The 20,084-nt window shown below is 70.0% G+C and carries 20 protein-coding genes; 6 read left to right on the top strand and 14 right to left on the bottom strand.

Annotation, left to right across the window (positions count from 1 at the left end; genetic code table 11):
• Nucleotides 1-97: 97 nt before the first annotated feature.
• From ccoS to ccoN, 8 genes are all read right to left on the bottom strand, one after another.
• A complete protein-coding gene (gene ccoS, locus ACWPN5_RS01460) occupies nucleotides 98-235 on the bottom strand; it encodes a cbb3-type cytochrome oxidase assembly protein CcoS (RefSeq protein WP_247873944.1) in 138 nt (45 codons plus the stop codon).
• A complete protein-coding gene (locus ACWPN5_RS01455) occupies nucleotides 189-2,657 on the bottom strand; it encodes a heavy metal translocating P-type ATPase (RefSeq protein WP_492293848.1) in 2,469 nt (822 codons plus the stop codon). Before ACWPN5_RS01455 ends, ccoS begins: the two co-directional genes overlap by 47 nt.
• A gap of 78 nt (nucleotides 2,658-2,735) precedes the next feature.
• Complete coding sequence (locus ACWPN5_RS01450; RefSeq protein WP_492293846.1) at nucleotides 2,736-3,260, bottom strand: FixH family protein; 525 nt, start codon at nucleotides 3,258-3,260, stop codon at nucleotides 2,736-2,738.
• Between the two features lie 46 nt (nucleotides 3,261-3,306).
• Nucleotides 3,307-4,842, bottom strand: a complete 1,536-nt coding sequence (ccoG, locus tag ACWPN5_RS01445) for a cytochrome c oxidase accessory protein CcoG (RefSeq protein ID WP_492293844.1) — start codon at nucleotides 4,840-4,842, stop codon at nucleotides 3,307-3,309.
• A 304-nt stretch (nucleotides 4,843-5,146) separates the two neighbouring features.
• The gene (ccoP, locus tag ACWPN5_RS01440; RefSeq protein ID WP_035672924.1) at nucleotides 5,147-6,034 is read right to left on the bottom strand and encodes a cytochrome-c oxidase, cbb3-type subunit III; all 888 of its coding nucleotides are present in this window, start codon (nucleotides 6,032-6,034) and stop codon (nucleotides 5,147-5,149) included.
• Nucleotides 6,035-6,037: 3 nt separating this feature from the next.
• On the bottom strand, nucleotides 6,038-6,199 hold the full coding sequence (locus ACWPN5_RS01435; RefSeq protein ID WP_014238792.1) for a cbb3-type cytochrome c oxidase subunit 3: 162 nt from the start codon (nucleotides 6,197-6,199) through the stop codon (nucleotides 6,038-6,040).
• Nucleotides 6,200-6,212: 13 nt separating this feature from the next.
• Nucleotides 6,213-6,953, bottom strand: a complete 741-nt coding sequence (gene ccoO, locus ACWPN5_RS01430) for a cytochrome-c oxidase, cbb3-type subunit II (protein WP_145675884.1) — start codon at nucleotides 6,951-6,953, stop codon at nucleotides 6,213-6,215.
• Nucleotides 6,954-6,972: 19 nt separating this feature from the next.
• Nucleotides 6,973-8,469 (bottom strand): cytochrome-c oxidase, cbb3-type subunit I, encoded by a 1,497-nt coding sequence (gene ccoN, locus ACWPN5_RS01425; RefSeq protein WP_014238794.1) that lies wholly within the window; start codon nucleotides 8,467-8,469, stop codon nucleotides 6,973-6,975.
• A 246-nt stretch (nucleotides 8,470-8,715) separates the two neighbouring features.
• On the opposite strand from ccoN, the gene ACWPN5_RS01420 reads away from it, so the two are divergent.
• Both ACWPN5_RS01420 and ACWPN5_RS01415 read left to right on the top strand, forming a co-directional pair.
• Nucleotides 8,716-9,246 carry a hypothetical protein gene (locus ACWPN5_RS01420; RefSeq protein WP_492293841.1) on the top strand — a complete coding sequence of 177 codons (531 nt, stop codon included), beginning with the start codon at nucleotides 8,716-8,718 and terminating at the stop codon, nucleotides 9,244-9,246.
• A gap of 132 nt (nucleotides 9,247-9,378) precedes the next feature.
• Nucleotides 9,379-10,587 carry a class I SAM-dependent rRNA methyltransferase gene (locus ACWPN5_RS01415; RefSeq protein ID WP_492293839.1) on the top strand — a complete coding sequence of 403 codons (1,209 nt, stop codon included), beginning with the start codon at nucleotides 9,379-9,381 and terminating at the stop codon, nucleotides 10,585-10,587.
• A gap of 75 nt (nucleotides 10,588-10,662) precedes the next feature.
• Here the strand turns inward: ACWPN5_RS01415 and ACWPN5_RS01410 are convergent, their stop codons facing one another.
• From ACWPN5_RS01410 to ACWPN5_RS01400, 3 genes are read right to left on the bottom strand one after another with little or no spacing between them, the layout of a single operon-like run.
• On the bottom strand, nucleotides 10,663-12,000 hold the full coding sequence (locus ACWPN5_RS01410) for a class I SAM-dependent RNA methyltransferase (RefSeq protein WP_492293837.1): 1,338 nt from the start codon (nucleotides 11,998-12,000) through the stop codon (nucleotides 10,663-10,665).
• The gene (locus ACWPN5_RS01405) at nucleotides 11,997-13,421 is read right to left on the bottom strand and encodes a multicopper oxidase family protein (RefSeq protein ID WP_492293835.1); all 1,425 of its coding nucleotides are present in this window, start codon (nucleotides 13,419-13,421) and stop codon (nucleotides 11,997-11,999) included. The genes ACWPN5_RS01410 and ACWPN5_RS01405 overlap by 4 nt, the downstream gene beginning before the upstream one ends.
• A 7-nt stretch (nucleotides 13,422-13,428) precedes the next feature.
• Nucleotides 13,429-13,845, bottom strand: coding sequence for an acyl-CoA thioesterase (locus tag ACWPN5_RS01400; protein WP_492293833.1), 417 nt, complete (start codon nucleotides 13,843-13,845; stop codon nucleotides 13,429-13,431).
• 163 nt (nucleotides 13,846-14,008) lie between these two features.
• On the opposite strand from ACWPN5_RS01400, the gene ACWPN5_RS01395 reads away from it, so the two are divergent.
• Nucleotides 14,009-14,251, top strand: coding sequence for a hypothetical protein (locus tag ACWPN5_RS01395; protein ID WP_035670021.1), 243 nt, complete (start codon nucleotides 14,009-14,011; stop codon nucleotides 14,249-14,251).
• Between the two features lie 12 nt (nucleotides 14,252-14,263).
• Here ACWPN5_RS01395 and ACWPN5_RS01390 read toward each other — a convergent pair whose 3' ends face one another.
• Complete coding sequence (locus tag ACWPN5_RS01390; protein ID WP_145683017.1) at nucleotides 14,264-15,073, bottom strand: ABC transporter permease; 810 nt, start codon at nucleotides 15,071-15,073, stop codon at nucleotides 14,264-14,266.
• 13 nt (nucleotides 15,074-15,086) lie between these two features.
• The gene (locus ACWPN5_RS01385; RefSeq protein WP_492293831.1) at nucleotides 15,087-15,971 is read right to left on the bottom strand and encodes an ABC transporter permease; all 885 of its coding nucleotides are present in this window, start codon (nucleotides 15,969-15,971) and stop codon (nucleotides 15,087-15,089) included.
• Between the two features lie 170 nt (nucleotides 15,972-16,141).
• On the opposite strand from ACWPN5_RS01385, the gene ACWPN5_RS01380 reads away from it, so the two are divergent.
• The 3 genes from ACWPN5_RS01380 to ACWPN5_RS01370 all read left to right on the top strand — a co-directional run bounded on the left by ACWPN5_RS01380 (nucleotide 16,142) and on the right by ACWPN5_RS01370 (nucleotide 19,006).
• A complete protein-coding gene (locus ACWPN5_RS01380) occupies nucleotides 16,142-16,540 on the top strand; it encodes a DUF2946 family protein (protein WP_186466053.1) in 399 nt (132 codons plus the stop codon).
• Nucleotides 16,541-16,834: 294 nt separating this feature from the next.
• Entirely contained in the window at nucleotides 16,835-17,374 is a 540-nt protein-coding gene (locus tag ACWPN5_RS01375) for a YcnI family copper-binding membrane protein (protein WP_492293828.1), read from the top strand.
• A 15-nt stretch (nucleotides 17,375-17,389) separates the two neighbouring features.
• Complete coding sequence (locus ACWPN5_RS01370; protein ID WP_492293826.1) at nucleotides 17,390-19,006, top strand: copper resistance CopC/CopD family protein; 1,617 nt, start codon at nucleotides 17,390-17,392, stop codon at nucleotides 19,004-19,006.
• Nucleotides 19,007-19,012: 6 nt separating this feature from the next.
• Here the strand turns inward: ACWPN5_RS01370 and ACWPN5_RS01365 are convergent, their stop codons facing one another.
• Nucleotides 19,013-20,074 (bottom strand): ABC transporter ATP-binding protein, encoded by a 1,062-nt coding sequence (locus tag ACWPN5_RS01365; RefSeq protein WP_492293824.1) that lies wholly within the window; start codon nucleotides 20,072-20,074, stop codon nucleotides 19,013-19,015.
• Nucleotides 20,075-20,084 lie beyond the last annotated feature (10 nt).

Raw genomic sequence — 20,084 nt, 5'->3', positions numbered from 1 at the left:
ACAACGCTCCCATAATCGTCATATTCGGTCTGTTTCGCAACGGTGCTCGCAGGGACCGTGGCCGAATTGCCATAGCCACGCCTTAAGAGCGGCCTCCTCACCGCCCCTTCGGCGGGCTCGACGGCTCGGCGTTCGGGCGCGGCGGCTCGTCGTCGAACAGGATGCGGTGGGCCGCCCCGTCGAGATCGTCAAACTGCCCGGACTTGAGAGCCCACAGGAACGCCCCCAGGCCCATCAGCCCCAGGCTCAGCGCGATCGCGATCAGATAGAGAAGCTCGGTCATCGGTCAGGTCCTTGGTCACCGCGCCGCGGCTGAGCCGCAGGGCGTTGGCGATAACGATCAGGGAGGAGGAGGACATGGCCAGCGCCGCCAGCAGCGGCGTCAGCATGCCCGCCATGGCGATGGGCACCGCGAACAGGTTGTAGACCAGCGCGATGCCGAAATTCTGGCGCACCAGCCGCCCGGAACGACGGGACACCTCGAGCGCCTCCAGGATGGGGCGCAGGCGGCGGCCCTGGAACACCACGTCGGCGGCGGTCTGGCTGACGTCCACCGCGGTGGACGGCGACATCGACACGCTGGCCGCGGCCAGCGCCGGGGCATCGTTCAGCCCGTCGCCGACCATCAGCACCTTGCGGCCCTCGGCGGCGAGGGCGTCGAGGACGGCGGTCTTGTCGGCGGGCGTCTGACCGGCCCGCCAGTCCTCGATGCCCAGCTGCGCGGCCACCGCGGCCACGGCACCACGGCGGTCACCGGACAGCAGCCGGACGTCGAGGCCTCGCGCCCTCAGCCCGCGCACCACCGCCGCGGCGTCGGCGCGCGGCGCGTCGAGGAAGGTGATGCGCACCGGGGCGGCGCCGGGGCGGGCCAGCCACAGCTCCGGCCCGGCGGCGTCCTCCGCCGTGTCCGGCGCGCCGGTGAAGGCGCGGCTGCCCAGCCGGACCTCGCCATCAGCGTCATCCAGGGCGAGGCCGGCGCCGGGAATCTCGCGCACGCCGGCGGCGACGGGGACGTTGGGCAGCGCACGTGTCAGGGCGCGGGCCAGCGGGTGGCGGCTGGCCCCGGCGAGCGCGGCGGCGAGGCGCAGGTCGTCCTCGGCCACGCCGTCGAGCTGCGGGACGGGGCGCCCCTCGGTCAGCGTGCCGGTCTTGTCGAAGACCACCGTGTCGATGACGGCCAGCCGCTCCAGCGCCGTGGCGGTCTTCAGCAGGATGCCCTGCCGCATCAGCCGCCCGCTGGCGATCACCTGCACCACCGGAACGGCGAGCGCCAGCGCGCAGGGGCAGGTGATGATCAGCACAGCGACGGCGTTCATCAGCGAATCCTGCCAGGGCAGCCCGCCGAGCAGCAGCCAGCCGAGGAAGGTGCCCAGCGCCGCCACATGGACGACCGGGGCGTAATGGCGCGACACCCGGTCGGCGATGGCGACGTATTTGGCGCGGCCCTGCTCCGCCACCTCCATCAGCCGGACGATCTCGGCCAGCAGCGTGCCCTCGCCCACCGCCGTGACGGTCACGCGCAGCGGGGCGGTAAGGTTGAGCATGCCGGCGAACACGCGGTCGCCGGGGCGCACGCTGCCCGGCACCGTCTCGCCGGTGATCAGGGCGGTGTCGAGGTCGGACACGCCGTCGGCCACCGTGCCGTCCACCGCGACCCGCTCGCCCACCGCCACCAGGATGGTGGAGCCGGGGCTGACCTGATCCGGCGGGACGATGGCGCTGCGCCCGTCCTCGTTCAGCACGGTCACCGAGGTGGCGTGCAGGCCGAGAAGCTGCTCCGCCGCCGAGCGCGCCCGGCCGCGCGCCCGCTGGTCGAGGTAGCGGCCGATCAGCAGGAAGAACAGCAGCATCATCGCGCCGTCGAAATAGGCGTGCTGGCCGCTGTTGATGGTCTCGAACAGGCTCATGCTGGTGGCGAGCAGGACGCCGATGGTGATCGGCACGTCCATGTTCGTCCGCCCGCGGCGCAGCGCCTGGAAGGCGGAGCGCGCGAAGGGCCGCAGGGCGTAGGCGATGGCCGGCATGCAGACCAGCGCCGACAGCCAGTGCATCAGGTCGCGGGTGGCGGAGCCCATGCCCGTCGCATGGCCGGCCCAGACCGACACCGACAGCAGCATGACGTTGCTGGCGCCGAAGCCGGCGACGGCCAGCGAACGCAGAAGCTCCTTCTCCGTCTTCGCCTGAGCGTCGCCCAGCCGCTCCGGGTCGAAGGGCACCGCGCGGTAGCCGATGCGGGCGACGGTGTCGACGACCGTGTTGGCGTCGGTCTCGGCCACGCGCCACGTCACCGAGAGGCGGCGCGTCGTCATGTTCAGCCGCGCGTGCGTCACCCCCGGCTGGCGGGCCAGCGCCGTCTCGATCAGCCAGACGCAGGCCGCGCATTGCAGCCCGTCGATCATCAGGTGCAACGAGGCGGTGCCGTCGGTTCCCGGTTTGGCGTGCGGGGCGTAGTCGAGCGGCGGCGCCTCGCCGTCGGGGCGCAGGGGCCGGGCAGCGGGATCGACGCAGCGCCGCTCGTAGTAGCGTTCCAGCCCGAGCCCGCGGACGAGGTCGTAGGCCGCCGCGCAGCCGGTGCAGCAGAAGGGGCCGGCGCCATCGGAGGCGGTGGTGCCGGTGCCCTCGGGATGCTCCTGCCCGCAGTGGAGGCAGACGGTCATGTCACGAAACCCGTGTGCTGGTGTGCCGTGCGCCCGTTCGATGGACGCTTACTTGGGGGATGCGTGCTTGGGGGACACTTACTTGACGAAGAGGCGCTGTTCGTCCTGGTAGTCGCCCGTGGAATGGTGGATCTCCACCCGCAGGTCCCACTGGCCGGGCAGCGGCAGCGCCACCAGGGCGGCGAAGCGGCCCTCGCCCAGATAGGGCAGGTCGAGACGGACGTCGTGGCCCTCGCTGGTCGGGCGGATGAAGGCAACCTTCACCTCGGCGTCCTTCAGCAGATTGCCGTACTTGTCGTGCAGCGTCAGCGCCAGGATGCCCTTCTGCGCCTCAGTGCTGGTGAAGTCTGTGGAGACCTTCCAGCCGCGCTCGGCCTGGGCGCGGGCGCCGGCCAGATCGTCGTTGTACTTCAGGCCCTTCATGAAATGCTGCTCGGTCTGGACGCCGGTCCAGCTCGACAGGGCGAAGTGCAGCATCACGCCGTTGACCGCGATCACGACGGCGAATCCGGCCACGAAGATCCAGGGGATGTACCAGCCGGGCTGGCGGCCGGTCCGGCGGGGCGGGGTGCGGCGGGTTCCGGCGTCGGTGGACAGCGTCATCGTCGTCTTGACCTTTGGTGAATGCAGCGCGAAGAGCCGGTCGGGATCAGTTGGCCGGCCCCATGAAGACGGAGTCATAGGTCGCCACCTCACCATCGGCCGAGGTAAGCCTGAAGGTAAGGGGCTGGGAGGTGCCTTGCAAACCGGTGCGCGGCGCGGTCACGAAAATTCTGTAGGTCGCCACCATGTCCGCCCCGGCGGTCAGGCGCTGGGTGCCGGCCTGCTCGTCCTGGCCGTCGCCGGCCACCGACAGGCTGGCCCCCGCCACCCCGGACACCGCCAGCGTGTAGGCGCGCGGGTCGCGGGTCATGTTGGAGATCTTGAAGGTGTAGGCGTTGCGCACCGACCCGTCAGACAGCGCCACGAACAGCGGAGCGCGGTCGCGCAGGACGCTGATGTCCAGCCCCGGCTTCAGCAGCAGCCCGACCCCGATGCCGCCGGCGATGACCAGCATCATCAGCGTGTAGAGGATCGTGCGCGGGCGCAGCAGGCGGTAGGGCACCGGCTGCCCGCCGGTGGCGACGGCCACCTGATTGGTCTGGGTGTCGAACGTGATGAGGCCGGTGGGGCGCCCGACCTTGGTCATGATCTCGTCGCAGGCGTCGATGCACAGGCCGCAGCCGATGCACTGCATCTGCAGCCCGTCGCGGATGTCGATGCCGGCGGGGCAGACCTGGACGCAGTTGAAGCAGTCGATGCAGTCGCCCAACCCCTCGGCCTTGCGCTCCTCCCAGCTCTGCGACTTGCGCAGCAGGCTGCGGCCTTCGCCGCGCCAGTCCTGGTAGGTGACGATCAGGCTGTCCTCGTCGATCATCGCCGACTGGAAGCGCGGCCACGGGCACATGTAGGTGCAAACCTGCTCCCGCGCGAAACCGGCCAGCAGATAGGTGGTGGCGGTGAACAGGCCGATGAAGCCGAGCGCGGTCGAGGACACCTCGAAGCGCCGCATCTCGCCGAGCAGGGTCGGGGCGTCGGTGAAGTAGAAGATCCAGGCGCCGCCGGTCGCCAGCGCGATCAGCAGCCAGATCAGGTTCTTCACCACCTTGCGCCCGGCCTTCCGGGCGGTCCAGGGGCCCTGGTCGAGGCGGATGCGCTCGCCGCGGTCGCCCTCGACCAGCCGTTCAACCCAGACATAGAGGTCGGTCCACACCGTCTGCGGGCAGGCGTAGCCGCACCAGACGCGGCCGGCCAGCGAGGTCGCCAGGAACAGGCCCAGCGCCGCCAGGATCAGCGCGCCGGTCAGGTAATAGATCTGCTGCGGCCACAGCTCGACGAAGAACAGGTAGAAGCGGCGGTTGGCGAGGTCGAGCAGCACCGCCTGGTCGGGGGCGTTCGGCCCGCGGTCCCAGCGGACCCAGGGCAGCACGTAGTAGATGGCCAGCAGAACCGCCAGCGCCGCCCACTTGAGGCTGCGGAAGGGGCCGTGCACCGCCTTGGGATAGACCTTGGCGTGCTTCTGGTACATGGAGCGCGACGCGCGGCGCGGCGCCTTCGGCGGGGCAGCGGGTGCATTCCCGGCAGACGGGACCGGGCCTTCCAAGACATCGCTTCGCGGTGGCGGCTGTTCGGTGGTCGCGCTCATGACCTCGCCTTCTTCGTCTGGCGTCCGCCCTTGGGGCGGCTTGGCCAAGCCGACATGGTTCGGCCGTGGCGAAGGGACTATGGCGGCACAACGTCACAGGGGCATTGCGCTGGATCAAAGGATTCGGGGGCGGAATCGGGGTGCTTGCGCCCTCCCCCGCGCCCGTGTCGCGGGCCGGAGCAAAGATGCCCAGACAAAGAACCAGACAAAGAAAATGCCGGGGAGTCGCCTCCCCGGCACCGAAGTCCGGCGGACCCGCCGGGGGGGCGTCCCCCACCCCGGCGGGTCCTCCTGTCTGGACGGCTTACTTGCCGCCGCCCAGGTTGTGCACGTAGACGGCCAGCGACTTGATCGTCGCGTCGTCCAGACGCTTCGACCAGGCGGGCATCACGCCGGCGCGGCCGTTCGTGATGGTCTGGACCAGCGTAGCCTTGTCGCCGCCATACAGCCAGTTGGCCGTGACGAGCGGCGGAGCGCCGACCTCCATGCCGACCGCGAGCGAGCCCTGCGCGTTCTCGCCGTGGCAGGCGGCGCAGTTCTCGTCGTAGACGGTCTTGCCCTTCTCCGCGGCGGCGGCGTCGGTCGACCGCTTGTTCAGCGACAGGATGTACTCGGCGACCTGACCGATCTGGTCACGGTTCAGGATGCCGTCCCGGCCGAAGGCGGTCATGCCGATGCCGACGGTGCCGCGGGTGTCGCCGTCATCCGCACGGATGCCGTGCTGGATGGTCTTGTAGATGTCGGCGGTGGTGCCGCCCCACAGCCACACGTCGTCGGCGAGCGTCGGGAAGCCCTTGGCGCCCTGGCCGCCGGCGCCGTGGCAGGCCGCGCAGTTCTCGTTGAAGTAGGAGCGGCCGCCGGCCATCGCGAAGGCAAGGAGGTCCTTGTTCTTCTGGATGTCCTCGACGGAGGTCGCCGCGATGGCCGTCAGGTACTTTTCCTGGGCCTTCTTGCCGTCGGCGACCTTCTGCACCAGCTCCTCGCGCTGCGAGTAGCCGAGCAGGCCCTTCGTGTAGCTCTTGCCCAGCGGCCAGGCCGGGTAGAGCACGTAGTAGACGAGGGACCACGCGATGCAGACGTAGAAGATGTACAGCCACCACTTGGGCAGGGGGTTGTTCAGCTCCCGCAGGCCGTCCCACTCGTGGCCGGTGGTCTCGACGCCGGACAGGGCGTCCTTTTCTTTCTGTGCCATGGCCTAAAACTCCTGACCATCTTCCTTGAGCGGGATCCGGGAGGCGTCTTCGAACTTGCCCCGGTTGCCTGGCCACATGGCGTAGACCACGATGCCGGTGAAGAGCAGGGCCAGCCAGACGGTCCAGAAGGACCGCAGGGCGACAGTGATCGAATCCAAGTCCATGGATCCCTCCCGGTTACTGCTGGAGCTGCTTGGGCGACTGGTACTTGGTGAAGTCCACCATGGTGCCCAGGACCTGCAGGTAGGCCACCAGCGCGTCCATTTCGGTGACGCCCTTGTTGCCCGTGAAGTTGGCCACGACGGCCTTCGGGTAGCGCTTCATCAGACCGGCCGTGTCGGCGTCCGGGTTCTTCTGCGCTTCGAGGTCGGCCTTGGCGCTGGCGATCTGCTCGTCCGTGTAGGGGACGCCGACGATGCGCAGGGTCTTCATGTGATCCTGGATGTCGGTGTACTTCAGCGGACGGTCCTTCATCCAGGCGTAGCCCGGCATGATCGACTCCGGCACCACGGCGCGCGGATCGACCAGATGGGCGACCTGCCAGTCGTGGGAGTACTTGCCGCCCACGCGGGCCAGGTCCGGACCGGTGCGCTTGGAGCCCCACTGGAAGGGATGGTCGTACATGCTTTCCGCAGCCAGCGAGTAGTGACCGTAACGCTCCACCTCATCGCGGAACGGACGGATCTGCTGGCTGTGGCAGTTGTAGCAGCCTTCGCGGAAGTAGATGTTCTGGCCAGCCAGTTCGAGCGGCGAATAGGGACGGACCCCATCCACCTTCTCGATCGTCGACTCGATCGTGAACAGCGGGACGATCTGGACGAGGCCGCCGATCGACACGGTGATCAGGATCAGGACGATGAGCAGAAGCGTGTTCCGCTCGATCGTGTCGTGACTAAAGCCCTTTTTTTGCTCAGCCATTTTCTCAGTTCCTCCGGCGTCAGGCCGCACCGACCGCCGCCTTGTGCGGGGCGGAGGCATAGGGCTTCTCGATGCGGACGTCACCCTTGGCCGTGCGCCACAGGTTGTAGACCATGATCAGGGCACCAGCCAGGAACAGGACGCCGCCCAGAGCACGGATCACGTAGAAGGGATGCATGGCCGCGACCGTCTCGACGAACGAGTACTGGAGGAAGCCGAGGTTGTCGTAGGCGCGCCACATCAGGCCCTGCATGATGCCCGACACCCACATGGCGGTGATGTAGAGCACGATGCCGATGGTGGCGGTCCAGAAGTGGTAGCTGACCAGACGCAGGCTGTAGAGCTGCGAGCGCTTCCACAGGACCGGGACCAGATAGTAGATCGCGCCGAAGGAGATGAAGGCCACCCAGCCGAGCGCACCGGAGTGCACGTGGCCGATCGTCCAGTCGGTGTAGTGCGACAGGGCGTTGACCGGCTTCACCGACATCAGCGGGCCCTCGAAGGTCGACATGCCGTAGAAGGCCACCGACGTCACGAGGAAGCGCAGGACCGGATCGGTGCGCAGCTTGTCCCAGGCACCCGACAGGGTCATGATGCCGTTGATCATGCCACCCCAGGACGGCATCCACAGCATGACCGAGAAGGTCATGCCCAGCGTCTGCGCCCAGTCCGGCAGGGCCGTGTAGTGCAGGTGGTGCGGGCCGGCCCAGATGTAGAGGAAGATCAGCGTCCAGAAGTGCACGATCGACAGGCGGTACGAATAGACCGGCCGCTCCGCGCGCTTCGGAACGAAGTAGTACATGATGCCGAGGAAGCCGGCGGTCAGGAAGAAGCCGACCGCGTTGTGGCCGTACCACCACTGCACCATGGCGCTCTGCACGCCCGAGACGAACGGGTAGGACTTCATCCCGGTCAGCGACACCGGGACGTTGACGTTGTTGCCGATGTGGAGGATCGCGACGGTCAGGATGAACGCCATGAAGAACCAGTTGGCGACGTAGATGTGCGACTCCTTGCGGGTCATCACCGTGCCGACGAACTGGATGGCGTAGAGGACCCAGATGACCGTCAGGTAGAGGTCGAGGATCCACTCCGGCTCCGCATACTCCTTGCCCTGGGTGTAGCCGAGCACGTAGCTCAGCGCCGCCAGGACGATGAAGATGTTGTAGTTCCAGAAGACGAACTTCGTGAGGCCTTCACCGCCGAACAGGAACTGGCGGCTGGTGCGCTGCACGGAGTAGAGCGAGGTGGCGAACAGGACGTTGCCGCCGAACGCGAAGATCACGGCCGACGTGTGGACCGGCCGCAGGCGCCCGAAGCTCGTCCACTCAAGGCCGAGATTCAGCGCCGGAAAAGCGAGCTGCAGCGCGATGAAGACGCCGGCGAGGAAGCCGACGACGCCCCAGAACACTGCAGCGATGACGAAGAGTCGGACGGCGTCTTCGTAGTAACGCACATTTTCCGACACCCGCTGGCTGCCCAGGGCGGCCCCTGGCGTCAGAGTCGCTGATGTCATTCAATCTCTCCCGTTTGCCCCGGGCGGCTCGGGCCGCTCCCTCTGAGGTTGCACCACCGCTGGGTACGTACTGTTAAGGAGGGGGGCAGGTTCACATACGATGCACTTCTTATGCGGACGCCGGTTGCGCCTGCCTCCAATAATCCCAATATGTGTAGGGGTGGACCTTGCAACATTGATCTACGTCAACGACCGGTCTTACCGGTGCCTGCCATCGTTCACCGTCCTTCACGCGGTCGGACGGGCATGGACGAAAGCTTCATCGCGAAACCTCTCGGTCAGCGTCAGATCGACCAGGCCTATCCGCTGGTGCGGGCCATCTTCCCGGACTTGCCGGTGGAGCAATGGCGCGCATTTGCCGCAGCACTTATCGGGCCGGTTGATACCCCCGCGACGCCGTCGGGCATCATGACCGTGCAGAACGCACGGGGGTACCTCCATGGACTTTTCTCATACGCTATTGCGGAGCATCTTCGCCACGGCCGAATTCTGGCGGTGGAGAATTTCGTCGTGCTCGATCTGTTCGACATGAGCGGCCCCGCGGAGACTTTGCTGCGCTCGATGGACGGGCTGGCGCGCGGCCACGGATGCACGGCGATCCACACCTCCCTGCCGGAATTGCTGGCCGGGGAGACCGGGTCGCGCGGGTCGCTGCTGACCTGCTTTCACCAGGACGGGCACCGCACGGAAACCTTGCGGCTGTGCAAGGCGATGGACGGCGCCAACGACAACCGCGCGCATCGGTCGCAGGCGGAAAGCCCGCACGGCATCCCGTAAGTCCCACCGGAACGGGCCGGCGCCCCGCCCTATCCCGCGAATCCCGGCCCCGTTTCCCACGACTCCGTTTCCCACGACTCCGGCGACGTGACCGTTTGCTCGGCGGGCGCGAGCGGCTAGGATGCGGCCATCATGACCGACACCCCCACCACCCCCGTCAAATACCGGGCGATCCATCTGCAGGCCGGCCGCCAGCGGCGCGTCCTGCACGGCCACCCCTGGGTCTATTCCAACGAAGTCCAGATGGACACGGCGGCCAAGGCCATCCCGGCGGGCAGCCCGGTGCGCCTGCTGGACCCCGGCGGAAAACCGCTGGGCATCGCCACCTTCAACCCGCACACGCTGATCGCCGCGCGGATGCTCTCCGGCGACCCGGCGACGGTGGTCGACCACGACTTCCTCGCCGGGCGGCTGCGGCGCGCGGTGGCGATGCGCGAGGCGCTGTTCGACCGGCCCTACTACCGCGTCGTGCACGCGGAGGCCGACGGGCTGCCGGGGCTGATCGTGGACCGCTATGGCGACGTGGTGACGGTGCAGGCCAACAGCGTCTTCATGGACCAGCGGATCGACGCCATCCTGGCCGCCATCGACGAGGTGCTGGCCCCGCGCGCGGTCATCCTGCGCAACGACAGCACCCAGCGCGCGCTGGAGGGGCTGCCCGAGGAAAGCCGGCTGGTGAAGGGCGAGATCGACGGCCCGATCCGGTTGGAGGAGAACGGCGCCACCTTCTTCGCCGACCCGCTGGGCGGTCAGAAGACCGGCTGGTTCTACGACCAGCGCGACAACCGCGCCTTCATCGCCAAGCTGGCGAAGGGCAAGCGGGCCATCGATTTCTTCAGCTACAACGGCGGCTTCGGCGTGCTCTGCGCCGTCGAGGGCGCGTCGTCGGTGGTGTCGGTCGACCGCTCGCAGGGGGCGCTGGACAACGCCACCCGCGCCGCCGAGGCCAACGGTGTGGCCGACCGCTTCGAGGCGCGCCGCGCCGACGCCTTCAACGAGCTGGAACGGCTGAACGCCGAGGGCGAGACGTTCGAGGTCGTCATCGCCGACCCGCCGGCCTTCGTGAAGTCCAAGAAGGACCTCGCCGTCGGCTGCCGCGCCTACCGCAAGATGACCCGTCTGGCCGCGAAGATCACCGCGCCGGGCGGCTTCCTGCTCTGCGCGTCGTGCAGCCACAACGTCGACCCGCCGACCTTCGCCGAACAGGTCGCCCGCGGCCTGCACGACGCCGGGCGGACCGGGCGCATCCTGCGCAGCGCCGGGGCCGGGCCGGACCATCCGGTGCACCCGCATCTGCCCGAGTCGGCCTATCTCAAGGCCATCGTGATGCAGCTGGACTGAGGGCGACTCGCCACGAGGGCGCGACGATGGCGATGATCGTCGTGCCTTCGTGGTGCCCCGTTCCCCTCGCGGCCGCTACGGGCGGCTGAACACCCCGACGACCTCGACGTGGGCCGACCACAGGAACTGGTCCACGGGGTAAACGCGGCTCAACACGTAGCCGCCGTCCACCAGCGTCCGGGCGTCGCGGGCGAAGGTCGCGGGGTTGCAGGACACCGCCACCACGCGGGGCACCTTCGAGCCGGCCAAGGCCTGCGCCTGGGCGGCGGCACCGGCGCGCGGCGGGTCGAAGACCACCGCGTCGAACCGGGCCAGTTCCTTCGCCGTCAGCGGATTCTCGAACAGGTCGCGCCGCTCCGTGGTCAGGCGCAGCGACCCGGCCGCCTTGTTCAGCGCGGCCAGCGCCGGGGCGTCCCCCTCCACCGCATGGACCGCCGCCCGCTGGGCCAGCGGGACCGCGAAGGTGCCCAGCCCGGCGAACAGGTCGGCCACCCGCTTCGGCTCCCCGATGGTGGCGAGGACGGCGGCGACCAGGGCGGCCTCCCCCTCGGCGCTCGCCTGGAGGAAGGCGCCGGGCGGCGGGGTGACCGGCAGTCCGGCGAAGGACACCGCCAGCGGACGGCGGTGGGCGATGGGTTCCGATGTGCCACGCTCATCGGCCTGCCAGGAGATGCGCGCCACCCGCTCCGCCTCGCCGAAGGCCACCAGCCGTTCCCGCGCCGCACGGTCCAGGCTGCGCGGGCCGACCAGCACGAGGTCGATCCCGCCCTCCAGCTCGGTGGCGTTCACGTCGCAGCCGCCGCCGTCCGGCAGAACCGACAGCAGCAGCCCGCGCAACGGCTCCACGAGCGCGAACAGGCCGGGCCGCAGCACCGGACACTCCGCCAGATCGGTCAGCCGGTGGCTCATCCGCTCGTTGAAGCCGAGCCAGACGCGGCGCCCCCGCTTCAGCGCGGCGAAACGGGCGCGGCGGCGCGCGGCCGGCGGCGTCCGCGACAGCGGCTCCAGGGGCGTGTCGCCCAGCCCGACGCGGGCCAGCGCGCCCTGCACCAGCCCGACCTTCCAGGCGGCGTAGGCGGCGTCCTCCATATGCTGGAGCGTGCAGCCGCCGCAGGTTCCGAAATGGGAACAGGGCGGCGCGGCGCGTCCGGGGCCGGGCTCCAGGATCTCCAGCAGGTCGGCGCGCAGGCCGTCTCCCTTGGCGTTGGCGGCTTCCTTCACGGCCACCCGCACGCGGTCGCCGGGAACGGTCAGCGGCACGAAGAGCTTGGCATCGTCGAAGCTGGCGATGCCGTCGCCACGGGCGCCGACCTCGGTGACGGTCACCTCGGCAACCTGCGGGGCGACACGGGGGGCGGTGCGCGGTTCGCTGCCGCGGGGGGAAGGGCGGTGTTTGGGGGCGGGTCGTTTCACGCGGTCACTCTCAGGACGGCCATCATGCCGGTCTCCTGATGCTCCAGAACATGGCAATGGAGCATCCAGTCGCCGGCCTCTTCGGCCACGAAGGCGATCTCGGCCGTCTCACGGGGGCCGAGCAGGACGGTGTCGCGCCATTCGCGGTGTTCGGCCGGCCGGCCGTTGCGCGAGAGGACGCGGAAGGGAAAGCCGTGCAGGTGCATGGGGTGCCACCAGCCGGTCTCGTTGACAAAGGCCGTCACCTGCGTTTGACCGCGTTTGACGGTGATGAGCGGCTCCAGATGATGATGCTCCATGGCCGCGACGCCGTTCAGCGCCCAGAAGGGGCCGCGCGGCCCGGCGGTCTTCGGCATGGCGCCGTGCATCCCGCCGTCCAGCACCACGTCCTGGCGGACGGCGCCGGCGAGATCGGGCTCCGGCAGCGGGTTGGCGGCCAGCGCGATCGGGGCGTCCAGCGGCGAGTCGCGCAGGGGCGCCTCGTCGCCGTAGGTCAGGCGGGTCAGCCGGTAGGCCATGCGCGGGTAGAAGCCGTCGACCACGTCGAAGCCCTCCCCCGGTCGGCCTTCCATGTCGATCACGAGGTCGGCGCGCTGGCCGGGCGCCAGCACCACCCTGCCGTCCGGCGGGGCGTGCGGCGTCACCGGCTGGCCGTCGAGCGCGATCACCCGCGGCGCGTGCCCCTGGAAGTCGAGCGCGAAGACGCGGGCGTTCGCCGCGTTGATCAGGCGCAGGCGGACGCGCTCCCCGGCGCGGACCGGCACGCTGTCCCGCACCGCACCGTTGATGGTGACGGTGTTGCCGATGCGCCCGGCGTGGGTGGCGTCCATGGGATGGCCGAAACCGCCGGCCAGTTCCGCCTCATTCGTCAGGCGCCAGTCGCCGAGCAGCCAGAGCAGGTCGCGGTCAACGCGGATCGGCTCCCGTTCCTCCACGATGAAGGCGCCGGTCAGGCCGTGGGCCACCTGCACCCCGCTGTTGACGTGCGGGTGGTACCAGAAGGTGCCGGCATCCTTCAGCGGGAACTCGTAGTCGAACCGCCCGCCCGCCGGCACCGGCGGTTGCGACAGGCCGGGCACCCCGTCCATGGCGTTGGGGACGCGCAGGCCGTGCCAGTGGATGCTCGTCGGCTCCGGCAGGCCGTTGGCGAAGGCGATGCGCGCCGTGTCGCCCTGGCGGAAGCGCAGCTCCGGCCCCGGAACCCGCCCGTCATAGGCCCAGACCGCCGTGTCGGGAAAGCCCGCCCCCGCCAGATTGGCACGGGCCGGAACGGCCGACAGGCTGACCGCCGTCCCCTCCCCCACCGCCGCCCCCATCGCCGCCGCCATCGCCGCCCAGGCCGCGTGTGGCAGCAGGCCGGCCCCGGCCAGCAGGGCGGAACCGGTCAGCAGGGTGCGGCGGTCGAGGGACAGGGGCGGCACGGCGTCCTCACGCGTAGCGGGACAGGGCGTCGCGCAGGTCGGCCGGCACCGGGGTCGGGCGGTGGCTGTCCTTGTCGACGATGACGCAAACGGCCTCCTGCACGGCGATGCAGCGGTCGCCGTCGAAGATCGCGGCCCCCAACACCACGGAGGTGTTGCCGACCTTCGCCACCCGCGCGCCGACGCGGATGTCCGCCGGGAACAGCAGTTCCGCCTTGTAGTCGATGACGCTGCGCGCCAGCACGACGGTCCAAGGCGACTCGCCGCGGAAACCGCCGCAGTCATGGACCAGCGACACGCGCAGCTGCTCGAAATACACGCCGATGGCGTTGTTGTTAACGTGGCCGAGCGCGTCGAGGTCGGCGAAGCGCACATGCTCCGTGATCCAGAAACGGTAGAGGTCGGGGCGGGTCGGATCGGTCATGGTCGCCTGTCGGATGATGGTTCGGGCCGAATGTGGCCGGTGGCGCGGGCCGGGGCAAGCCCGGGCATGACGGTCATTCCCCGCACCGTCCCGATTTGCCGCGCCAACCCGGGCGGGGCGGTGTTATAGGAGTCGCACCATAACACCCGCAACGGACCGCAAGATGAGCAAGGACAGCACCAACCAGACGGCCGAGGCCCTCTTCGAGAAGGCCCTGTCGGTCGCCGAGAAGCATCTCGAGGCGGCGATCAAGGAAGGCGGGGTTCTCGGCCCCTACATCGCCGTCGCGATGATTGAGGCCGCCGTGAACACCGCCGTGGACGAGACCAGCCACGAGGACGTCATCGACATGCTGCGCGATCTGGCCGCCCAGATCGAGGCTGACGCGGACGAGAGCGAAGAATAAGGTCTGCCGCCGTCACGCGGGGTCCGGCTGCCGGCGCGCTTCGCGCCGGCGCAGGATTTCGTAGACGACGGCGCCCAGGATGGTCAGCGCGATCAGGATCAGCGACAGCGCGTTGACCGCGGGCGTCAGGCCCGTGCGCACCTTCGAGGCGATGTAGACCGTCAGCGTGGTGTCCAGCCCACGGACGAACAGCGTCGTGTTGTAGTTCTCGAAGCTCTGCAGGAAGGCCAGGAAGGACGCCGACAGGATGGCCGGCGTCAGATAGGGCAGTGTGATCCGCCGGAACACCTGCCCGTGGGTGGCGCCCAGATCCAGCGCCGCCTCCTCCAGCGTCTGATCGAACCGTTGCAGCCGCGCCAGGAACAGCAGCATCGCGTAGGCCGCGATGAAGCTGGACTGCGCCAGGATGGTCAGGAACAGGCCGCCGGTCACCCCGAACCACTCCCGCCAGAAGACCAGCGTGGAGATGCCGACGATCACCCCCGGCGTCAGCAGCGGCGACACCATCACGGCGTAGAGGAAGGTCCGCGCCCGGCTGTGCAGCCGGTCGAGCAGCAGCGCCGCCGCCAAGCCCAGCGGCACCGCCACCGTGATCACCCCCGCCCCGACCAGCAGGCTGGTCCCCAGCGCCTGCCACATGCGCTGGTCGGCCCACAGGGCGCCGAACCATTGCAGCGTGAAGCCCATCCAGGGGGTGACGGTCGGGAAGCGGCTGCTGTTGAAGGTCGCCGCCGCCATGATCCCCAGCGGCAGGAACAGATAGCCGAAGAACAGGACCAGATAAGCCCCGGTGACCCAGCGGCGGAAAGTGGCGGCGGTCATGTCGCGATACCCGTCACTTGGCGATGTCGGTGAGGCCGACGCGGAACAGCCGCATCATCAGCAGGATGAAGGCGACGCACAGGATCAGCAGGATGAAGGCGTAGGCCGCCCCCTGGTTCCAGTTCCCGCCCTCGAAGAACCAGTTGTAGATGACCTCGGTGAACCAGCGGCTCTGCGGTCCGCCGAGCAGGGCCGGCACGGCGTAGCTGCCCGCCGCCAGCATGAAGGTCATGATGCAGCCGACGGCGATGCCCGGCTTGGCGTGGGGGATGACGATGCGGCGGTGGATGCGCAGCCAGCCGGCCCCCAGATCGCGCGCCGCCTCGATCTGGTTGCGGTCCAGCGACTCCATGGCGTTCATGATCGGGAACACCATGAAGAGGATGTAGACGTAGACCATCCCGACGATCACACCCACGTCGCCGCCGAGCAGCCGCTGCGGCTCCGAGAAAAGGCCGAGCCCGACCAGCAGCGCGTTCAGCGGCCCGTTGAAGGCCAGGATGATGTACCAGGCGAAGGTGCGCAGCAGCTCGTTGATCCAGAAGGGCACGACGAGCATCAACACGAGCAGCGGCAGGCGCCGCCGCGGCGCCACCTGCGCCATGTAGAAGGCGACGGGGTAGCAGACCGCCAGCGTGACGGCGGTGACGAGGCTGCTCGCCCAGATCGTCTTCAGGAAGATCGCCAGATGGATCTGGTTGGTCCACAGCGTCGCGTAGTTGCGCAGCGTGTAGACGTCCTCCGGCCCGCCGGCCTTGCTGGGCGGCAGCGACGGGCGGAAGGAGAAATCCACCATCAGCAATTGCGGCAGCACGACCAGCAGCAGCAGCCACGCGGCCACCGCCAGCAGGATCGCCGCGGTCAACACCGGACCGTACCGGCGCAGCACGCCGCCCATGACCACTCCCCCAACCCGCCGAGATTCTAGGATCGAAAGCCTCTCACGACCGCAGGCCGGAGCGCAAGCGAGGCCATGTCCCGTCCAATAACCACAACTTTATTGCCTTTTTTCGAGGCTTGGACTGTGCCCATAGTGGGGGCATGCGTGCATGGCGGACATCCGGGGTGATGAGGGAAGCCACAGCGTGGGTCGCCGCGCTGGTGCTGGTCTTCCACGCCCTGGTCATGGCCACCCACGTCCCGGCGCCGCTGGCCAAGGTCCTGGCGGAGTCGGTGCCGTTCGCCATGGCCGGCTCGATCTGCCATTCCGGCGCCGCGCCCGACGTCTCCGCCACACAGCACTCCGACCATGGCCCGGTTCCGGACGGCACGCCGGGCCACGTCACCTATTGCCCGATCTGCCTGTCGCTGGGCGGCGGGTCCCTGCTGGGTCCGGCCGTGGCGCCGGCCCCGCTGCCGCCGGCCGGGATCGTGCTGGCCGCCGTTCCGCGGCCCGCGGACGACGAGGCCGGGGCCGGCCGCGCCCCGCGCGCCTTCTCCGCCCGGGCGCCTCCGGTGGGTGTCTGACCGAGTTCCCTCGCAGACACACGCATTCACAGGCGCGGACCTGCGGCTGAACGGCCTTTTCCGACACGCGACCGCTTTCTCCTTCCGTCTCCCCGTCGTCGCTGACGGTTGCCCCCACCCTGACCCTCCCCCGCTTCGCAGGGGAGGGGACTACCGCTGCTTCGCGCAAGGCACCCTCTCCCGCGGAGCGGGGGAGGGCCGGGGTGGGGGCCGCTGCGGAAACGGAAACGCCGTCGGTCGGAACCAAGGCCTTGCGGCCCCATCCGGCGCCTGCGCACACACCGGAGAGTTCCCATGATCCGCAACACCCGCGGCGCCCTGCTGGCCACCGCCGTCCTCGCCTGCCTGCCCGGTCTTCTTCCCGGTTCCGCCGCCCTCGCCCACACCACGCTGGAGACCAAGCAGGCCCCCGCCGCCAGCACCTACAAGGGCGTGCTGCGCGTCGGCCATGGCTGCGGCAATTCCCCCACCGTCGCCCTGCGCGTGCAGATCCCGGAGGGCGTCATAGCGGTGAAGCCGATGCCCAAGCCCGGCTGGACCCTGACGACGAAGGAGGGCCAATACGCCAAGGCCTATGATTACTACGGCGAGTCGCTGAGCAAGGGCGTCACCGAGATCGCCTGGACCGGCGGCTCGCTGCCCGACGCCCATTACGACGAGTTCGTCTTCCGCGCCCGCCTGCCGGACGCCGCGCCCGGCACCGTGGTCTATTTTCCCGTGGTGCAGGAATGCGAGACGGGCGTGCACCGCTGGATCGAGATCCCGGAACCGGGCAAGACCGACCACGATTACAAGGAGCCGGCCCCCGGCGTCACCCTGACCGCCAAGCCGTAAGAAAAGGAAAAACGCATGCGCCGGCTGGTCGTGGGGTGGATCGCCGCCCTGATGCTGCTGTCCCTGTCCGCGCCGGCCCTGGCGCATGCCGTGCTGGTCGAGAGCGCCCCGGAGGACGGGGCGCGTCTCGACAGCCCGCCCGCCGAGGCCGTGCTGCGCTTCAACGAGCCGGTTCGGCCGGTGTCGGTGACGCTGATCGGTCCCGGCGGGGTGACCCTTCCCCTGCCCGCCCCGGCCGCCGGGGACGGGGCGCTGCGCGTCCCGCTGCCCGGCGGGCTGGCGGTGGGGACCCACATCCTCAGCTACCGCGTCAGCTCGGCGGACGGTCACCCGGTCGCCGGATCGCTCCTGTTCGGGATCGGTGCGGAACCGGAACGACCTGTAGAACTGGGCGGCGCGACGCCGCCGGCCACGCTGCTGGCCGCCGCCGCGGTCCGGGCGCTCCATTACGGAAGCCTGCTCGCCGCGGTGGGTGGCGGGCTGTTCCTGGTGCTGGTGGCGGGGCGGTGGAGTCCGCTGAACCGCCGCCTGCGCCCCGGCCTGTGCCTGGGCGTCGGCGTCGCCGCGCTGGTGGCGGTGCTGAACGCCGGGCTGGCCGGGGCGGTGCTGGAAGGGGCGCCGCTGTCCGCCCTGGCCAGCGCCTCGCCCTGGACCGCCGGCCTGACCAGCACGGCGGGGCCGAGCGCCCTTCTCGCCCTGCTCAGCCTGATCGCCGCCGCGCTGGGGCTGGCGCTGGAGGAGAGGGGAACGGCGGGTCGCGTGCTGCTGGTCATTGGGGCGGTCGGGGCGGCGCTGGCGCTGGCCGCCACCGGCCACGCCGCGACCGCGGAGCCACGCTGGCTCAGCGTGCCGCTGGTCGCTTTGCACGGTCTGGCGGTGGCTTTCTGGATCGGCGGCTTCTGGCCGCTGGCCGTGCTGCTGCGGACGGAGCCGCCGGCCGAGTCGCTGCGGCTGGTCCGGCGCTTCTCCGCCATCGCGGTTCCGGCGGTGGGCGTGCTTCTGCTCGCCGGGGCGGGGCTGAGCGTCCTGCAGATCGCCGACCCGCGCACCATCCTGACCACCGCCTATGGGCAGATCTGGACCGGCAAGATCGTCTGCGCGCTGGCCCTGCTGGCGCTGGCCGCCGTCAACCGCTGGCGGCTGACCCCACGGCTGGAGACCATGGGCGCCGAGGGAGCGGTCCGGCTGCGCGCCAGCGTCCACACCGAGATGGTGGTGGCGGGGCTGGTCATCCTGTTCACCGCCGGGTTGGGCACCACCCCCCCGCCGCGCACCCAGGCCCCGCCGGTCTTCGCCGAGAAGCCGGCGGGCTTCAGCACCGCGGTCGTGGCGCGCGGGCGCACCGCCATCGTGACGGTGACCCCGGCGACGCCGGGAGCGAACCGCGTCGAGATGCGCCTGACGGGACCGGACGGCGCGCCGCTCGACGCGCTGGAGGTGTCGGCGGAGCTGGCCCTGCCCGCCGCCGGGATCGAGGGCATCACCCGCCCCCTGCCCAAGCTGGCGCCCGGCGTCTACGCGGCGGACGGCATTACCCTGCCGGTGGCCGGGGCCTGGGCGGTGCGGCTGGACGCGCTGGTCAGCGATTTCGAGAAGGTGCCCTTCCGCGCGGTTGTCCCGGTAGGTCGCTGAGCGGCGTTACGCCGGCGCGTCCGGCAGCACCACGGCGTCCTCGGCCCGGAAGGCGATGCGGGCGGGTTCGCCGGGGGTCAGCGGCGGCTCGTCGCCGAGATGCGGCACCTGGACGGTGATGCCGCCCTCCAGGAAGGCGTTTATGAAGGCGCCCTCGAAATCCCGGTGGGTGACCCGCGCCTCCAGCGCGTTTTCCGCCCCCGCCCCCGCCGCCATGCGCTCCGGCCGGACGAACAGGGTGGCGCGGTCACCGGGCGACAGGCGGCGCGGGTTGCGCCCGACCAGACGGCCGCGGGGCGTGTCCAGAACGGCCATGCCCCCCGCCGACTCGGCGACGGTGCCGGCAAAGCGGTTGTTCTCACCCACGAAGGACGCGACGAAGGCGGTTTCCGGGTGGTCGTAGATGGCCCGGCCGTCGCCCACCTGCTCCAGCACGCCCCTGGACATCACGCCGATCCGGTCGGACATGGTCAGCGCCTCGCCCTGGTCGTGGGTGATGTAGATGAAGGTCACGCCGGTCCGCTTCTGCAGGTCGCGCAGCTCGGCGCGCATGTGCTGGCGCAGCTTCAGGTCCAGCGCCGACAGCGGCTCGTCCAGAAGCAGGACGGCGGGCTCCACGGCCAGCGCGCGGGCGATGGCGATGCGCTGGCGCTGGCCGCCCGACAGCTCCGTCACCTTCTTTTCCGCGGCGTCCGGCAGGGCCACGAGGTCGAGCAGCTTGCGCACCCGCCCCTGGCGCTCCGCCGAGGGCACGCCGCGCACCTCCAGCCCGAAGCCGATGTTCTCAGCCACCGTCATCAGCGGGAACAGGGCGAGATTCTGGAAGATCAGCGCGGTCGGCCGCCTGTTCGGGCCGATGCCGCGCATGTCCCGCCCGCCGATGCGGATGGCGCCCTCCGTCGGCTCCATGAAGCCGGAGACCATGCGCAGGATGGTGGTCTTCCCGCAGCCCGACGGGCCGAGGAAGCTGAAGAATTCCCCCGCCCCGACCGTCAGCGACACGTCGCGGACGGCGGTGACGGAACCGAACCGCATGGTGACGGACTCGAGCTGGACGTCCTGACTCATAGGCACCTGA

Source organism: Azospirillum sp. UENF 211521 (assembly GCF_058780535.1).
Note: the sequence above shows the minus strand (reverse complement) of the source record. Positions and strands in the feature narration are given on the sequence as shown.

What these genes read in the sequence shown, in the direction of transcription:
- ccoS (WP_247873944.1), bottom strand. Translation starts at nt 235, where the DNA reads ATGGGCCTGGGGGCGTTCCTGTGGGCTCTCAAGTCCGGGCAGTTTGAC.
- ACWPN5_RS01455 (WP_492293848.1), bottom strand. Translation starts at nt 2,657, where the DNA reads ATGACCGTCTGCCTCCACTGCGGGCAGGAGCATCCCGAGGGCACCGGC.
- ACWPN5_RS01450 (WP_492293846.1), bottom strand. Translation starts at nt 3,260, where the DNA reads ATGACGCTGTCCACCGACGCCGGAACCCGCCGCACCCCGCCCCGCCGG.
- ccoG (WP_492293844.1), bottom strand. Translation starts at nt 4,842, where the DNA reads ATGAGCGCGACCACCGAACAGCCGCCACCGCGAAGCGATGTCTTGGAA.
- ccoP (WP_035672924.1), bottom strand. Translation starts at nt 6,034, where the DNA reads ATGGCACAGAAAGAAAAGGACGCCCTGTCCGGCGTCGAGACCACCGGC.
- ACWPN5_RS01435 (WP_014238792.1), bottom strand. Translation starts at nt 6,199, where the DNA reads ATGGACTTGGATTCGATCACTGTCGCCCTGCGGTCCTTCTGGACCGTC.
- ccoO (WP_145675884.1), bottom strand. Translation starts at nt 6,953, where the DNA reads ATGGCTGAGCAAAAAAAGGGCTTTAGTCACGACACGATCGAGCGGAAC.
- ccoN (WP_014238794.1), bottom strand. Translation starts at nt 8,469, where the DNA reads ATGACATCAGCGACTCTGACGCCAGGGGCCGCCCTGGGCAGCCAGCGG.
- ACWPN5_RS01420 (WP_492293841.1), top strand. Translation starts at nt 8,716, where the DNA reads ATGGACGAAAGCTTCATCGCGAAACCTCTCGGTCAGCGTCAGATCGAC.
- ACWPN5_RS01415 (WP_492293839.1), top strand. Translation starts at nt 9,379, where the DNA reads ATGACCGACACCCCCACCACCCCCGTCAAATACCGGGCGATCCATCTG.
- ACWPN5_RS01400 (WP_492293833.1), bottom strand. Translation starts at nt 13,845, where the DNA reads ATGACCGATCCGACCCGCCCCGACCTCTACCGTTTCTGGATCACGGAG.
- ACWPN5_RS01395 (WP_035670021.1), top strand. Translation starts at nt 14,009, where the DNA reads ATGAGCAAGGACAGCACCAACCAGACGGCCGAGGCCCTCTTCGAGAAG.
- ACWPN5_RS01390 (WP_145683017.1), bottom strand. Translation starts at nt 15,073, where the DNA reads ATGACCGCCGCCACTTTCCGCCGCTGGGTCACCGGGGCTTATCTGGTC.
- ACWPN5_RS01385 (WP_492293831.1), bottom strand. Translation starts at nt 15,971, where the DNA reads ATGGGCGGCGTGCTGCGCCGGTACGGTCCGGTGTTGACCGCGGCGATC.
- ACWPN5_RS01380 (WP_186466053.1), top strand. Translation starts at nt 16,142, where the DNA reads ATGAGGGAAGCCACAGCGTGGGTCGCCGCGCTGGTGCTGGTCTTCCAC.
- ACWPN5_RS01375 (WP_492293828.1), top strand. Translation starts at nt 16,835, where the DNA reads ATGATCCGCAACACCCGCGGCGCCCTGCTGGCCACCGCCGTCCTCGCC.
- ACWPN5_RS01370 (WP_492293826.1), top strand. Translation starts at nt 17,390, where the DNA reads ATGCGCCGGCTGGTCGTGGGGTGGATCGCCGCCCTGATGCTGCTGTCC.
- ACWPN5_RS01365 (WP_492293824.1), bottom strand. Translation starts at nt 20,074, where the DNA reads ATGAGTCAGGACGTCCAGCTCGAGTCCGTCACCATGCGGTTCGGTTCC.